Below are 14735 nucleotides of genomic sequence, written 5' to 3'. Positions count from 1 at the left end.
TCCTGGTCGCCGGTGGGTGGTTCCGGTGGGGCGAGCCGGGCGGCGGTGCGCGGCGGCCGTCGTCATCGCGCCGCCCCCGACGTGCCGGCCTCGACGGCGGCGGCCCAGGCCCGCAGCCCCTCGTCCACGGCCGTCTCGTCGATCACCAGGGCCGGGATCATCCGCACCACCTGGTTCCAGGCCCCGCAGAGCAGCAGGAGCAGTCCTTCGTCGACGGCGGCCCGCTGCACTCGGGCGGCGGTCTCCGGGTCCGGTTCGCCGTCCGCGGTGACGAACTCGCTGGCCAGCATGAGTCCCATGCCGCGCACGTCGCCGACGGCCGGGTTCCGGGACGCCACCGCCTCCAGGCCGTGGCGGAGCCGGGCGCCCATCGCCTCGGCGTTCTCGACGAGCTTCTCGTCGCGTACGACGTCCAGGGTGGCGCAGGCCGCCGCGCACGCGACCGCGTTGGCGCCGTACGTGCCGCCCTGGGAGCCCGCCCAGGCCTTGCGCATCAGTTCCTCGGGGGCGGCGATGCCGGACAGCGGGAAGCCGCTGGCCAGTCCCTTGGCGGTGACGAGGATGTCGGGGGTGACGCCGAAGTGCTCGTGGCCCCAGAACCGGCCGGTGCGGCCCACGCCCGTCTGCACCTCGTCCATGATCAGCAGGAAGCCGTGCCGGTCGGCGCGCTCGCGCAGGCCCTGGACGAAGGCGCGGTTCGCGGGGACGTACCCGCCCTCGCCGAGGACCGGTTCGACGATCACGGCGGCGGTGTCGGCGGGCGGGGAGATCGTCTGGAGGGTGTAGTCCAGCTCCTTGAGGGCGAAGCGGGTGGCCGTCTCCTCGTCCCAGCCGTAGCGGAAGGCGGTCGGGAAGGGGGTGACGACCACGCCGCTCATCAGGGGCGAGAACCCGGAGCGGAAGCGGGTGCCGGAGGTGGTCATGGAGGCGGCGGCGACCGTGCGGCCGTGGAAGCCGCCGTGGCAGACCAGCACGTTGGGCCGTCCGGTGGCCTGCCGGGCCAGGCGCAGCGCGGCCTCGACCGCCTCGCTGCCGGAGTTGGTGAAGAACAGGCTGTCCAGGTTCTGGGGCAGCACCTCGCCGAGCTTGTCGACCAGGCGCCGCAGCGGCGGGTGCATGACGGTCGTGTACTGGCCGTGGACCAGGGTGGCGACCTGCTCCTGGGCGGCGGCCACGACCCTGGGGTGGCAGTGGCCGGTGCTGGTGACGCCGATGCCGGCGGTGAAGTCCAGATAGCGGCGGCCGTCCTCGCCGTCGAGGTGGACGCCCTCGCCCCGGACCGCCACCACGGGGGTGGCCTGGCGAAGGTGCGGCGACAGTGCGGTCATGCTGGTCTCCCGGCCTGCTCGTCGGTCTCCTGCGGTGCTCCGAGCCTTCCCGGCGCGGCGGGCGCCCCAACGCCTGATCTGTCCGGCCGGGGCGGCGGGTCCGGACGATGTGTCAGGCGTACGGCGTAACCTGGGTGCACGAGGAGGCGCCGTGAGCGAGCACCGGCAGCCGGGCCCCGGGGGCCGGTCGCCCACCGTGGCCGACGTGCTGGCCCTGCCGGTCCTGGCCGGTGGTGAGCCGCGGGTGGTGGCCGGCGAGGAGCACCTGGGCCGCCCGGTCCGCTGGGTCCACGTCACCGAGCTGACGGACCCCGCCTCCTTCCTGAAGGGCGGCGAACTCGTCCTCACCACCGGCATGCCCCTGCCCGAGGACCCCGCCGGTGTCCGCCGCTACGTCGACGAACTCGCCGCCGTCGGTGCGGCCGCCCTGGTCATCGAGCTGGTACGCCGCTATCACCGGCCGCCCGACGCCCTGGTCGGGGCCTGCCGGGCGCACGGGCTGCCCCTCGTCACCCTCGCCAGGGACGTCAACTTCCTGGAGGTCACCCAGGTCGTGCACGCCCTGATCCTCGGCCACCAGGCGGACGCGATCCGCCGGACGCAGCGGGTCCACGAGGCGTTCACCGCGCTCACCCTGCGCGGCGCGGGGCCCGAGGAGGTGCTGCGCGCCGCGGCGGAGATGAGCGGCCGTACGGTCGTGCTGGAGAACCTGGTCCACCGGACGCTGGTCTGCGAGCCCTCCGGCACCACGGTCCGGGCGGCGCTGGCGGACTGGGAGCGGCGCTCCCGCACCACGCCGGCCACCGACCGCGCGGGGGTGTCCGGTCCCGAGGGCTGGCTCGCGGCGCCGGTGGAGTACCAGGGCGAGCGGTGGGGCCGGGTGGTCATGCTCCCCGCGGCGCTCCCTGCCGCGTTCCCCGGCCGGGCCTTCGGGCCCGAGGACGTCACGGTGCTGGAGCGGACCGCGATGGCGCTCACCATCGCCCGTCTCACCCACGCCACGCCCTGGGAGCGCACCGCCCACCGCACCGCCCTGCGCGACCTGGTCGAGCAGCGGAACCGCTCCCCCGCGGACGCTCGGGCCCGGCTCGCGGCGCTGGGGCTGCCCGCGGAGCACGCCCGGTTCGTCGCCGTCCTCGCGGACCTGCCGTCCGGGCAGGACACCGGGGCGGCCGAGACCCGGCTCTGCGAGGAGCTGGCCGCGACGGGTGTGCGTGCGCTCGTCGGGCTCCTGTCCCCCACCCGCCTCGGTGTGCTGCTGGCGCTGGGCCCGTCGCGGCCGTGGCGCGAGGCCGTCGAGCGGCTGAGCCGCACCGCCCTGGCCGCGGTCCCGGGCGCGACGGTGAGCGCGGGCGCCCCTGCCGATGACCTCGCTGACGTGGCGCGCTCGTTCCGGGAGGCGGCCCGGGTGGCCGAGGCCACCGAACCCGGCCGGCCCCTCCCGTCCGGCCGTTCCTTCCACGAGCGGTCCGACGTCGGGCTGCGCCGCCTGCTGTACGCGCTGCGCGACGACCTCCGCGTCCAGGACTACGCGGAACGGCAGCTGGGCCCGCTGCTCGACCACGACGCCCGGCACGGCACCGACCTCGTGGCGACCCTGCGCGGTTATCTGGACGCCGCGGGCAACAAGACGGTGGCCGCCCGTGCGGCCGGTCTGTCCCGGGAGACGGTCTACCAGCGGCTGCGCACCATCGAGCGGCTGCTCGGCCGCGACCTCGAGTCCGGCGAGCAGCGCACCGAACTCCATGCGGCCCTGCACGCCGTCGACGCGCTGCGGGCCTCCCCCGGCCACTCGCCCGGGAGGGGGACCGATGAGTTTTTCCCCGGCCCCGGGTCGTAGGGGTACACCGACCGGACCCGAACGTTGAGGAACCTCGCATGCGTACTCTGATCAGCACCGCTTTCGTCTCGCTCGACGGTGTCATGGAGGCCCCGGGCGGCGAGCCCGGCTACCGCAACTCCGGGTGGACCGTCGAGCTGGTGGACTTCCTCCCCGAGGCGTACGAGATCAAGGGCCGGGAGCAGGGCGAGGCCACGGCGCTGCTCCTCGGCCGGGTCAGCTACGAGGCGTTCAGCCCGGTGTGGCCGGACATGGAGGAGTTCCCCGAGTACCGCAAGATGCCGAAGTACGTGGTCTCCACCACCCTCACCGAGGACGACCTGGTGACCAACTGGGGCGAGACGACGATCCTGCGCTCGCTCGACGAGGTCGCCGCGCTGAAGGAGACCGAGGGCGGCCCGATCATCGTGCACGGCAGTGCCGCCCTGAACCGGAGCCTGTCGGACGCCGGCCTGATCGACCGCTACCACCTGCTGGTCTTCCCGGTCCTCCTCGGCGCGGGCAAGCGGCTGTTCAGCGAGGCGGACAAGGACGCGCAGAAGCTGCGGCTCGTCGAGCACGAGGTCTACGCCAACGGCATCCAGAAGAACGTCTTCGACGTCGTGCGCTGAGCCAGGGACGGCGGGTGGTGGTCCCCGGAAGACCACCACCCGCCGTCCCTGGGCCGCTCAGGCGCCCTCGACTGCCTCCTGGGTGAACACCGCGTGCAGCCGCCGCGTGTGGTCGACCCGCCGCTCCGCTCCGGTGAGCGCGACCGTCGCCGTCAGCCGCGGATCGGTGCTGGAGGCGGCGAACCGCAGCTCCAGGTCGCCCGGTTCGACGACACGGCGGCCGTCGCGGCCGGTGAACGAGGCGAGGTCGGCGGGGACCTCGACGCGCACCCTGCGGGCCTCGCCGGGGGCCAGCGGCACCCGGGTGTAGCCGATGAGGCGCTGCACCGGCTGGACGACGGAGGCCACCGGGTCGTGCAGGTAGAGCTGCACCACCTCGGTGCCGTGCCGTTCGCCGGTGTTGCGGACGGTCAGTTCCAGTGAGAACTCCCCGTCGGTCGGCGCCTCCTTGGTGTGCGCCACCAGGTCGCTCCAGGCGAACGTGGTGTACGTGAGCCCGTGCCCGAAGCCGAAGGCCGGCGTCGGGTCGATGCTGGACACCTCGCTGGCGTGGGCGAGCCGCGCCCCCAGGTAGGTGGTCGGCTGGGCACCCGCACCTCCGGGCACGCTGACGGGCAGCCTCCCCGAGGGGCTGGTGCGCCCGCCGAGCACACCGGCGAGCGCGGCGGTGCCCTCCTCGCCGGGGAAGAAGGACTGCACGATCGCGGCGGACTCGGCGACGGCGCGGCCCAGCGCGTAGGGCCGTCCGGCGAGCAGCACGGTGACCACCGGGGTGCCGGAGTCGAGCAGCGCGTCGAGGAGTTGCTGCTGGGCGCCGGGCAGCGCGAGGGACTCGGCGTCGCAGCCCTCGCCGCTGGTGCCCCGGCCGAACAGTCCGGCGCGGTCGCCGAGGACGGCGACGACGACGTCCGCCCCGCGGGCCGCGTCCACGGCCTCGCCGATGCCGGTCAGGTCGCCGTCGTCGACGCCGGTGCCGCGGGCGACGGTGATCTCCGCCTCGGGGAACTCGGCGGTCAGGGTGTCGCGCAGGGTGGGCAGGTCGATGCCGACCGGAACCTGCGGGTGCTGCACCCCGACGTGCCGCGGGAAGGAGTAGCAGCCGAGCACGGCGGTCGCCTCGGTGGCGTTGGGGCCGACCAGGGCGATCCGGCGCGGCCGGGTGAGCGGCAGGGTGCCGTCGTTGCTGAGCAGGACGACGGCCTTCTCGGCGATCTCGCGGGCCAGTTCCCGGTTCTCCGGCCGGTCCAGGTCGATGCTGCCGCGCAGCGCCTCCGGGTCCGCGAGGTCCACTCCGTCGAGCGCGGGCGGGACGGGGCTCCAGTCCGCGTCGAGCAGTCCCAGCTCCGCCTTCTGCCCGAGCACGCGGCGCAGCGCCCGGTCGATGAGCGCCTCGGGGACCCGGCCCTCGGTGACCGCCTCGACGAGCGGCGCGCCGAACGTCTTGACGGTGGGCAGCTCGACGTCGACGCCCGCCCCCAGCGCGGCGCCCGCGGCGCCGGCCCAGTCGCCCGCGATGCCGTGCAGGGTCTTGAGGAAGGCGATGCCGAAGTAGTCGGCGACGACGGTGCCTTCGAAGCCCCAGGTGTCGCGCAGCAGCCCGGTCAGCAGGGTCTCGTCGGCCGCTGCGGGCACCCCGTCGACGTCGGTGTAGGCGTGCATCACGGAGCGGGTGCCGCCCTCGCGGACGGCCATCTCGAACGGCGGGAGCAGGACGTCGGCCCGCTCGCGGGCGCCCACGGACGAGGGCGCGAGGTTGCGTCCGGCGCGGGAGGCGGAGTAGCCGACGAAGTGCTTGAGGGTGGCGACGATCCCGGCGGACTCCAGGCCCCGCACGTAGGCGGTGCCGATGGTGCCGACGAGGTAGGGGTCCTCCCCGATGGTCTCCTCGACCCGGCCCCAGCGGGCGTCGCGGACCACGTCGAGGACGGGGGCCAGGCCCTGGTGGATGCCGACGGAGCGCATGTCGCGGCCGATGGCGGCGGCCATCCGGCGCACCGCGTCGGGGTCGAAGGTGGCTCCCCAGGACAGCGGGACCGGGTAGGCGGTGGCGCCCCAGGCGGCGAAACCGGCCAGGCACTCCTCGTGGGCGACGGCGGGGATGGCGAAGCGGCCCGCCGAGGTGATGCGGGCCTGGCTGCGCATCAGGGACAGCGCACCGAGCGCGGGGTCGACGGGGACGGTGCCGAAGGGGCGGGTGAGCTGGCCGAGGCCGGCCGGCACGAGCGCGTCGAGGTCGACGGGCTCCTCCATGTCGTGCTGGTGCGGGGCGACTTCGCCGCCCTTGTCGGAGGCGCCCACCCACACTCCGTACAGCTGGGCGATCTTCTCCGGCAGGGTCATCGCGGCGACGAGCGCGTCGACCCTGGCGGCGACGGGCTGGGCGGGGTCGTTCCAGAGGGGGATTTCGGGGGTGGTCTCTACGGCCACGTCGGCAGTCACTTTCCTCCGACACCCATCAGCCCCTGGACCAGGGCACGACGGGCGAACAGGTAAACGAGCAGGATGGGCACCATGGACAGCACCACGGCTCCCAGCAGACCGGGGATGTCGATGCCGTGCGCGGTCTGGAAGTTGTACAGGCCCAGGGTGACCACCTTGGTGGACTCGGACTGGGTCAGCACGAGCGGGAACAGGAAGCCGTTCCACGCCTGGAGCGCGGAGAACACCACGATCGTGGACAGTCCCCCGCGCGACAGCGGCACGACGAGCTGGAAGAACATGCGCCGCGGGCTCGCGCCGTCCATCGCCATGGCCTCGTACAGCTCCGGGGAGATGTCGCGCATGGCGCCGCTGAGGATGAGCGCGGACATCGGCAGGCAGAACGCGGCCGTGGGCAGGATGACGCCGAGCAGGTTGTCGTACAGCCCGGCTTCGCTGATCAGGTAGAACATCGGCACGATCACGGCCTGGGCCGGGATGGCGAGGCCGAGCAGGAAGAGCCGGAAGATCGCCGAGGTGGCCCGGCCGCGGCTGCGGACGATGGCGTAGGCGAGCGGCGGGACCAGCAGCAGCACGATGCCGATCACGCAGGCGGTGACGACGAGCGTGTTGAAGAAGTACTGGCCGAAGCCCGAGTCGAAGGCGCCGGTGAAGTTGTCCAGCGTGAAGCTGTCCGGGAGCGAGACCGGGCCGTTGTCGGCGTAGTCCTGGCGGGTGCGCAGGGTCGCGGCGAGCATCACGTACAGCGGGAGTCCGACCAGGACCAGCCAGACGAGCGAGCCCACGCCGGCCACGTAGTTGGGTCGGCGCCTCATGACACACCCTCCATGGAGCTGCGCATCTTGTCGTAGCCGGAGACCCGGACGACGATCAGCGAGATGATCGTGGCCGCCACGACCAGGGCCAGGGCGATCGCGGAGCCGATGCCGTAGTCGAAGCTCTTGAACGCCTTGTCGTACATGTAGTAAGCGCTGATGGTGGTGTCGGTGCCGGGGCCGCCCTGGGTCAGGATGAGGACCGTCTCGAACGTGGTCAGACCGCCGACGATCATCAGGATCATCGAGGTGATCATGGAGGTGCGCAGCTGCGGCAGGGTGATGTGGAAGAACTGCCGGTAGCGGCCCGCGCCGTCGATCTCCGCGGCCTGGTAGAGCACCGGCGGGATGGCGCGGGCGGCGCCCTGGTAGATCAGCGTGTGGAACGGGGTGAACTGCCAGGTGCTGACGAAGGCCAGCACCCCGATGGCGGTGGTCTGTTCACCGAAGAGGTTGCCGTCGCCGAAGAGCCAGCCCGCCTCGGCCGGGATGCCGAAGTTCGGGTCGAGCAGCGCCCGCCACAGCACGGACACGGCCGTCGCGGACAGCAGCAGGGGGATGAAGTAGATGACGGACAGGACGGCGCGGTTGCGCTGGTGACCGGCGGCCCAGACGCCGAGCAGGATGCTCAGCGGGGTCTGCAGGACCACGCCGAGCGCGGTCAGCAGCAGGGTCAGCCAGATGCTCTTGAGCATGACCGGGTCGTCGATGAGACGCGACCAGTTGTCGGTGCCGACGAACTCCGGCGAGCTGATGCCGTCCCAGCTCATGAAGGACAGCACCGCCACCATGATCAGCGGGACGATCGCGAAGAGGAAGAAGAACAGTGCGGCGGGCACCGCCCAGCCGAAACCGGGGCGGCCCACCGTCGTCGCGGACGGCGCGGGCGGCCGCCGCCGGGACTCCTTGCGGGGTCCGGCGGCGGGCCGCGCGCTCGTGAGGTGTGTGGTCATGAGCCGTTCGTCACTCGGTCGGGAGGGCCTGCATGGCCTTGATGAAGCCGTCCGTGTCGAGCTGTCCGTTGAAGAACTGCTGGATGGCCTTGTGCAGGTCCGAGCTGGCCTTCTGCGGGTACGCCTGGTCCCAGGACAGCTGGAAGGACGGGGCCTTGGACACCAGGTCGTACTGGAAGCGCGAGTACTCGGGGGTGCCGGAGCTGTCGATGAACTTGTCGGTGTTGGTCGTGGTCGGCAGGTTGCCGATGTCCAGCTGCGCCTTGACGAACTCGTCGGAGTACATGAGCTTCAGGAACTCGGCGACCGCCTCGGGGTGCTTGGTCTTCTTCATCACCGAGTAGTAGTTGTTGGTGTTGCCTGCCACGTTGGACGGGTCGCCCTTGCCGCCCTCGACGGTCGGGAAGGCGGTGTAGCCGAGCCCGTCCTCGGCGAAGTCCGGGTGGTCCGTCAGCTGCTGCGAGTAGTACCAGGAGCCCATCAGCTCGAAGCCGGCCTTGCCGGAGGCCACCAGCTGGACCGACCCGCCGTTGGTGTACTTGACGGAGTCGTAGTTCTTGCCGAAGGCGCCGGAGTCGACCAGCTCCTTGATCATGTCGAGCGCCTTCTTGCTGTCCGCGCTCTCCCAGGCGCTCTTGTCGCCGCCGACCGCCTTGGCGAACAGCTCCGGACCGGCTATGCGGTCGTAGAGGTACTGGAACCACATCTGGGTGGGCCAGATGTCGCCGCCGCCGAGCGCGATCGGGGTGACCCCGGCGTCCTTGAGCTTGTCCACCGCGGCGAGCAGCTCGTCCCAGGTCTTCGGCGGCTGGACGCCCGCGTCCTCGAGGACCTTCTTGTTGTGGAAGAGCAGGACCGGCTGGGTGCCGCGCATCGGGACGCCGTACGGCTTGCCGTCCACGACGGCGCTCTCGAAGACGGACGGCAGGAACTTCTTCTCCAGGTCCGGGTTCTTCTTGATGAAGTCGTCGAGCGGCAGCAGCAGGTCCGCCTTGACGAACGGCTTGATGCTGCCGCCGCCCCAGTTGAAGAAGACGTCCGGGGCCTGCGGGGTGTTGATGATCGTCTGGAGCTTCGTCTGGTAGTCGGCACCGGGGATGGTGTCGAGCACCGCCTTGACGTCGGACGTCTTGTTGAAGGTCTCGACGATCTGCTCTTCGACCTTGTTGCTGGCATCCCCGTAGACCAGGACATGGATCTTGCCGTCGTCCGACGACGCCCCGCCGTCCCCGTCACCGCAGGCCGACAGGCTCAGCGCCAGGGCGAGCGTCGCACCGGTGGCGACCAGTCTGGGCAAGCGCGCACGTGTCTTCATCGTTCGCCTTTCGAAAGTTTCGGCACCATCACCGAAAGTCCATGCTGGTCGGACAGTAGAGTGAGACCGGATTTCTGGTCAATGGTCGTGCGGCCGCCGACTCAAAACGTTATCGATCGCATGGCCTATCCTTCCTGCATGCACGAGGAAGTTGAGGTGAGCGCCAGGGTGACCCTGGCCGAGGTGGCGAAAGAGGCGGGAGTCTCCCCTCCGACAGTTTCGAAGGTCCTCAACGGTCGTTCGGATGTCTCCCGCACCACCAGGGCCAGGGTGGAGCACCTTCTGGAGGTGCACGGCTACCGCCGCCGCACCTCGGGCCCGGCGCGCTCGCCGCTGGTCGAACTCGTCTTCCACGAGCTGGACAGCGTCTGGGCGATGGAGCTGGTCCGCGGCGTCGAGGACGTCGCCAAGGCCAACCGGACCGAGGTGGTGCTCACCCGCAGCGGCACCCGGCACGCGCCTTCGCCGGACTGGATCGAAGGCGTCCTCAGGCGCAGGCCGCTGGGTGTCGTGCTGGTCTTCTCCTCGCTCCCCGCGGAGGTCAAGCACCGGCTGCGGTCCTGGGACATCCCCTTCGTCATCGTCGACCCGGCCGGCGATCCCGACCCCGACGTCCCGTCCGTCGGCTCCGCCAACTGGGCCGGCGGGCTGGCGGCGACGCGTCACCTCACCGACCACGGACACGAACGCGTCGCGATCGTCACCGGGTTCGAGGACATGCTGTGCTCACTGGCCCGGCTCGACGGCTACCGCTCGGCGATGACCATGGCGGGCCTGCCCATCGACCCGGCCCTGGTCCGGTACGGCGACTACAGCGTGGAGAGCGGCTACGAGCACGGCATGGACCTGCTCGCCGGCCCCGGGCGGCCGACTGCGGTCTTCGCGGGCAGCGACCTCCAGGCGCTCGGCGTGCTGGAGGCGGCCCGCGTCAGCGGACTGAGGGTCCCTCAGGACCTCTCGGTCGTCGGGTACGACGACGTGCCGCTGGCCCAGTGGTCGAGCCCGCCGCTGACCACCGTCCACCAGCCGCTGCGGCACATGGCCCAGGAGGCCACCCGCATGCTCTTCCACCCGGGCGATCCCGGCCGGGCCGGCCGCCGCATCGAGCTGGCCACCCATCTCGTCGTACGGCAGAGCACCGCGCCGCCGGGTGGGGGGTGACGGGCGCCCGGCGGCGCGGGTGGGTGAGGAGGGACCGGGGCTGCTACCGGCCCGAGTCGCCGTCGCCGTCGGCCCGGCCGGGCACGCCGGTCATCCGCTGGTCGTAGCCGGTGGCGGGGTCGACGACACGGCCGGCGGCCCACCAGTTCTCCCGCGCGGTCTCGACGGCCATCAGCATGACGTCCTCCTCGGGGACGCCCGCGCGCAGCCGGAGGTTGGCGACGATCGCCCGGAAGAGTTCCGCCTTCTGCTCCGCGCCGCGCTCGTTGAAGTACAGCTGGATGAACAGGGTGCGGCGGCTGCGCGGGATGCCGAACACCACCGGCTGCATGACGAAGTTGTCGTCCGGGACCTCGTGGAAGACGTGGAACTGGTCGTCCCGCGGGATCTCCAGGACGTCGACCATGGACTCGTGGAGCGCCTCGGAGACGAGGCGGCGGTACTCGGGCGTGGTTCCGGTGCGCAGGGAGATGCTGATCAGAGGCATGGCACCGACGCTAGGAGCCCTCCGTCCATTCTGAAAGCGAATGTTCGGCATGCTGGATATGCTGCGGCCTCATGGGGATGGCCGATGTGACGCTGACCGGGCTGCGGGTGCTGCGCGAGGTGGCGGAGCGGGGCACCTTCACGGCGGCCGCGCACCGCCTCGGGTACACGCAGTCGGCGGTCTCCCGGCAGGTGGCCGCGCTGGAACAGGCCACGGGAGCCCGGCTCTTCGACCGGTTCCCCGGCGGGGTGCGCCCCACCGGCGAGGGCCGCGCCCTGCTGCGCCACGCGGTCGCCGCGCTGGACGCGCTGGACGCCGCCGACCGGGAGCTGCGCGGCGTGCGGGACACCGCCAGCCGGGTCCGGCTGGGGTACTTCCCGGCCGCGGGAGCGGTACTGGTGGCCGAAGCGCTGACGGCGCTGCGCCGGGAACACCCCCGCGTGCGGGTGAGGACGCGGGAGGGGAGCACCCCCGCACTGGTGCGCGCGCTGCGCAGCGGCACCCTCGACCTGGCCCTGCTGACCTCCCGGCCCCCGCACCGCTCGCCCGACACCGACGACCCGCCCCTGCACGTGGAACCCCTGCTGGAGACGCGGCTGGCCCTGGCCGTTCCGGCCGGCAGCCGCTTCGCCGAACGCGGCACCGCCGATGTCGGGGACATCGCCTCCGAAGCCTGGATCGCCGGTCCGGGCGGCACGGGAGATCCGTTGCTCGGTGTCTGGCCGGGGCTGCCCGGCCGGCCCCGGATCGCCCACACGGCCCGCGACTGGCTGACCAAGCTCCACCTGGTCGCTGCCGGGGCGGGCATCACCACGGCCTCACCGGCGCTGCTGCCCGTGGTCCCGCGCGGCGTACGTTTCGTCGACGTCACGGGCGTCGCCGAGGAGGTACGGCGCATCGACCTGGTGTCGCTGCCCGGCCGGGTCACGGCACCGGCCGGGTCACTGGTGCACGCCCTGCGGCGGCGTGCCGCCGACCTGGCCGGCTGACGCACGAGTCGGGGACGAAGGCCCCAACTGCCTGCGTATCGGGCCGGTGTCTGGGAAGATCTCCCGGAGTCGGGCGACCACGCGACGGGGGACCAGGGGGGCCGATGGAAGCGCTGCAGGCAGGGGATCCGGACCGCATAGGCGCCTACCGGCTCGTGGGCCGGCTCGGCGCCGGTGGTATGGGGCAGGTGTTCCTCGGCCGGTCGGCGGGCGGAAGGCCCGTGGCCGTCAAGGTGGTCCGCCCGGAGTACGGCGCCGACGCCGGGTTCCGGCGGAGCTTCGCCCGGGAGGTGGAGGCGGCCCGGCGGGTCGGCGGGTTCTTCACCGCACAGGTCGTGGACGCCGACCCGGACGCGGAACGCCCCTGGCTGGTCAGTGCCTTCGTGCCCGGACCCTCGCTGCACACGGTGGTGAGCGAGCACGGCGGGCTGCCGACCGGGGCACTGCGGGTACTGGCGGCCGGACTGGCCGAGGGCCTCGACGCCATTCACCGCTGCGGCCTCGTGCACCGCGACCTCAAACCGGGCAACGTCATCGTGGCGGCCGACGGACCGCGCGTCATCGACTTCGGCATCGCGCGGGCGCTGGAGGCCTCGTCGCACACGGTCAGCGGCGTCGTCGCGGGCACCCCGGCCTACATGTCTCCCGAACAGGCGCGCGGGGACCGCGGGATCGGACCGGCGAGCGACGTGTTCGCCCTCGGTTCGGTGCTGGCCTTCGCCGCCACCGGCCGCGCCCCGTTCGGTGACGGGCATCCCGCGGCGATGCTCTACCGGATCGTGCAGAAGGAACCGGACCTCACGCTGGTCGATCACGAACTGCGCGGCCTGGTCGCCGCTTGTCTGGCCAAGGATCCGGACGCCCGCCCCACCGCGGCCGGCATCCTCGACTCCCTCTCCCGGGACACCGTGTCGGACCATTGGCTCCCGGCCGCGATCACCCGCATGATCAGCGAGTTCGGGGCCGCGCACGGCGTCGGCACCGGCGGGACGGACGGCGGCGCCACCCGGGACGAGGCCGCGGCCGCCGACGCGATGGCGGCCGGGACGACGGAGGCGGACGCACCGCCCGCCGACGGCACGAAGCCCTACGAGACCGGGGCCGCACCCGACGCCCCTCCCCCGCCCCCTGTTCCGCAGCGGCGCCGCGGACTGGCACGGCTGGTCCCCACCCGCCGCAGGAACGTCCGCGACACCCCGGAACACGCGGGCCAGGCCGCCCCCGAGCGCTCCCTCGCGCAGGGCTGGAACGGCCTGGCCTGGGGAGCGGGCGTCGCCGACTTCCGGGCCAGATTCCCGGGGGCGGCCCAGGAGAACGGCGAGTGGTGGGTCACGGGGCGGGGCCCCGAGACGTTCTGCGGGGTCACGATGGACACCCAGTACGCCTTCAACGCCCGCGGCCGATTGTGCCTGATCGCCTTCTACCCCGAGCCCGGGGACCGGGAGCGCCTTCCGGTGTCGGTCCTGGAGACGCTGGGCGCGCCGGACGGCACGTCGACCAGGTGGACCAGGGGCAAGGTCGTCGTGGACGTGAAGGTGGCGGGCGTGGTGGCCACCATGACGCACACGGGGTTCGCCGACCGGTGAGGCCCGCGGCCTCCGTCATGCGTCGGTCGCCGACGGTGGCCGGTGAGGCCCGCCGGCCTCCGTCATCCGTCAGTCGCCGACGCCGAGGCCGCCGGCCACGGCCAGCTCGCGACCGCTGAACTCGCCGGTGAGCATGGGCATGGCGGCAGCGATCGCCTCCTTGGCCTCGGGCAGCCGCAGGGACGCGTCGTGGTGCTCCTTCGACTGCCACACTTCCATGACCACGATCGTGTCCGGGTCATCGGCGGCCCTGCTGACGACGTAGCTCTCGCAGCCGAGTTCGCGAAGACTCCGGGCTCCGGAGAGCAGGATCGCCACGACGTCGTCGCGCTTGCCGGGTCGGGTCTTCATCGTGCCGATGTAGCCATAGGCCATGCCGTGCCGCCTTCGTCGGAGCCGCTGTCACCGGCACCATCATGGCCTCCCTCCGAGCTACGCACCCGGCAACCGCCGCAATCCCTGGGCGTCTCCGGGCGATCACGTGCCGGGGTCGACCCCGGGGTGCGTGAACCGCACGGGCTTGCCCAGCGAACGGGCGTAGGCGATCTCGGACCGGGTGCTGTCCCCGACGTGGTCGCCGACCACCAGCACCTCGTCGGCGAGCCGGATCTTCGCCCGGTGCAGCTCACCGAGCCGGACCTTCAGCGCCTCGGCCTCGACGGGATCGGCCCGGAGCACGTGCGGCGCCTTCGTGTCGAACCCCGGCTTGACGACGATCCTTCCGGCTTCGGTCTCCCGCAGATCTGCCTCGGTCATCTCGGCCGTGAAACGCATGGATCCGCAGATCACGACGATACGCGGGAGGCTCAGCCGCTTCTTCGCGTCGGCGAGTGCCTCTCCGGGCGTGACCGGTCGGGGCTGCGGCATGGGTTCCTCCTGCTGGTGTCGTACCACGACGGGGCCGGTCTGGGCGGGTTGGGCCGGACGAGCAGGATCGACCGCAGCGACCGGTCATCTTCCGCGCAGGGCCACACCTCCCCGCCCCACCCCGGTGACCGCCTCGTCGTCCGCTCGATCGCCCGTACGTGTGCTATCGGCTGTTGTTGCCGTTCAGCATGGGGGATGCGCGGCGCGCCGGCGAAACACCGCTACGTCGCACCCGGCTCGACACCGTCGCCGACATGCTCGGCCCGGATCGGTGCCCTGCAATAGCCCAGGGGGCGTCTGCAGTTGGAGGTGCTGGACACTTGGCGGAGAGCGCCCTGGAACAC

Annotated in this window: 13 protein-coding genes; 5 read left to right on the top strand and 8 right to left on the bottom strand. The window is 72.4% G+C overall.

Going from position 1 to position 14735, the window contains the following annotated elements:
- Positions 1 to 62 precede the first annotated feature (62 nt).
- Positions 63 to 1328: an aspartate aminotransferase family protein gene (locus tag K7854_RS13920; protein WP_226026779.1), complete on the bottom strand. Its 1266-nt coding sequence runs from the start codon at positions 1326 to 1328 to the stop codon at positions 63 to 65.
- A 151-nt stretch (positions 1329 to 1479) separates the two neighbouring features.
- Between K7854_RS13920 and K7854_RS13915 the strand changes: the two genes are divergently transcribed.
- Together K7854_RS13915 and K7854_RS13910 are read left to right on the top strand one after the other, a co-directional pair.
- Complete coding sequence (locus K7854_RS13915) at positions 1480 to 3168, top strand: PucR family transcriptional regulator (protein WP_226026778.1); 1689 nt, start codon at positions 1480 to 1482, stop codon at positions 3166 to 3168.
- A gap of 38 nt (positions 3169 to 3206) precedes the next feature.
- Complete coding sequence (locus K7854_RS13910) at positions 3207 to 3779, top strand: dihydrofolate reductase family protein (protein ID WP_226026777.1); 573 nt, start codon at positions 3207 to 3209, stop codon at positions 3777 to 3779.
- Positions 3780 to 3836: 57 nt separating this feature from the next.
- Here K7854_RS13910 and K7854_RS13905 read toward each other — a convergent pair whose 3' ends face one another.
- From K7854_RS13905 to K7854_RS13890, 4 genes are read right to left on the bottom strand one after another with little or no spacing between them, the layout of a single operon-like run.
- Positions 3837 to 6218 carry a beta-xylosidase/alpha-l-arabinosidase gene (locus tag K7854_RS13905; protein WP_226026776.1) on the bottom strand — a complete coding sequence of 794 codons (2382 nt, stop codon included), beginning with the start codon at positions 6216 to 6218 and terminating at the stop codon, positions 3837 to 3839.
- Positions 6215 to 7033, bottom strand: coding sequence for a carbohydrate ABC transporter permease (locus K7854_RS13900; protein WP_226026775.1), 819 nt, complete (start codon positions 7031 to 7033; stop codon positions 6215 to 6217). Before K7854_RS13900 ends, K7854_RS13905 begins: the two co-directional genes overlap by 4 nt.
- Entirely contained in the window at positions 7030 to 7986 is a 957-nt protein-coding gene (locus K7854_RS13895) for a carbohydrate ABC transporter permease (protein WP_052837190.1), read from the bottom strand. Before K7854_RS13895 ends, K7854_RS13900 begins: the two co-directional genes overlap by 4 nt.
- A 10-nt stretch (positions 7987 to 7996) precedes the next feature.
- Positions 7997 to 9301 carry an ABC transporter substrate-binding protein gene (locus K7854_RS13890; RefSeq protein WP_226026774.1) on the bottom strand — a complete coding sequence of 435 codons (1305 nt, stop codon included), beginning with the start codon at positions 9299 to 9301 and terminating at the stop codon, positions 7997 to 7999.
- Between the two features lie 138 nt (positions 9302 to 9439).
- On the opposite strand from K7854_RS13890, the gene K7854_RS13885 reads away from it, so the two are divergent.
- A complete protein-coding gene (locus K7854_RS13885) occupies positions 9440 to 10462 on the top strand; it encodes a LacI family DNA-binding transcriptional regulator (RefSeq protein WP_226026773.1) in 1023 nt (340 codons plus the stop codon).
- Positions 10463 to 10505: 43 nt separating this feature from the next.
- Here K7854_RS13885 and K7854_RS13880 read toward each other — a convergent pair whose 3' ends face one another.
- Positions 10506 to 10949 (bottom strand): tautomerase family protein, encoded by a 444-nt coding sequence (locus tag K7854_RS13880; RefSeq protein ID WP_226026772.1) that lies wholly within the window; start codon positions 10947 to 10949, stop codon positions 10506 to 10508.
- 71 nt (positions 10950 to 11020) lie between these two features.
- Between K7854_RS13880 and K7854_RS13875 the strand changes: the two genes are divergently transcribed.
- Together K7854_RS13875 and K7854_RS13870 are read left to right on the top strand one after the other, a co-directional pair.
- Positions 11021 to 11938: a LysR family transcriptional regulator gene (locus K7854_RS13875; protein WP_226026771.1), complete on the top strand. Its 918-nt coding sequence runs from the start codon at positions 11021 to 11023 to the stop codon at positions 11936 to 11938.
- A gap of 104 nt (positions 11939 to 12042) precedes the next feature.
- The gene (locus K7854_RS13870; RefSeq protein WP_226026770.1) at positions 12043 to 13524 is read left to right on the top strand and encodes a serine/threonine-protein kinase; all 1482 of its coding nucleotides are present in this window, start codon (positions 12043 to 12045) and stop codon (positions 13522 to 13524) included.
- A 69-nt stretch (positions 13525 to 13593) separates the two neighbouring features.
- Here the strand turns inward: K7854_RS13870 and K7854_RS13865 are convergent, their stop codons facing one another.
- On the bottom strand, positions 13594 to 13899 hold the full coding sequence (locus K7854_RS13865; RefSeq protein WP_226026769.1) for a putative quinol monooxygenase: 306 nt from the start codon (positions 13897 to 13899) through the stop codon (positions 13594 to 13596).
- Between the two features lie 102 nt (positions 13900 to 14001).
- Positions 14002 to 14391, bottom strand: a complete 390-nt coding sequence (locus K7854_RS13860; RefSeq protein WP_226026768.1) for a hypothetical protein — start codon at positions 14389 to 14391, stop codon at positions 14002 to 14004.
- Positions 14392 to 14735: the final 344 nt, after the last annotated feature.

The organism is Streptomyces hyderabadensis (assembly GCF_020404845.1).
Classification (GTDB): Bacteria; Actinomycetota; Actinomycetes; order Streptomycetales; family Streptomycetaceae; genus Streptomyces; species Streptomyces hyderabadensis.
The sequence above is the reverse complement of the archived record's forward strand: the minus strand, read 5'-3'. Positions and strand labels throughout refer to the sequence as shown.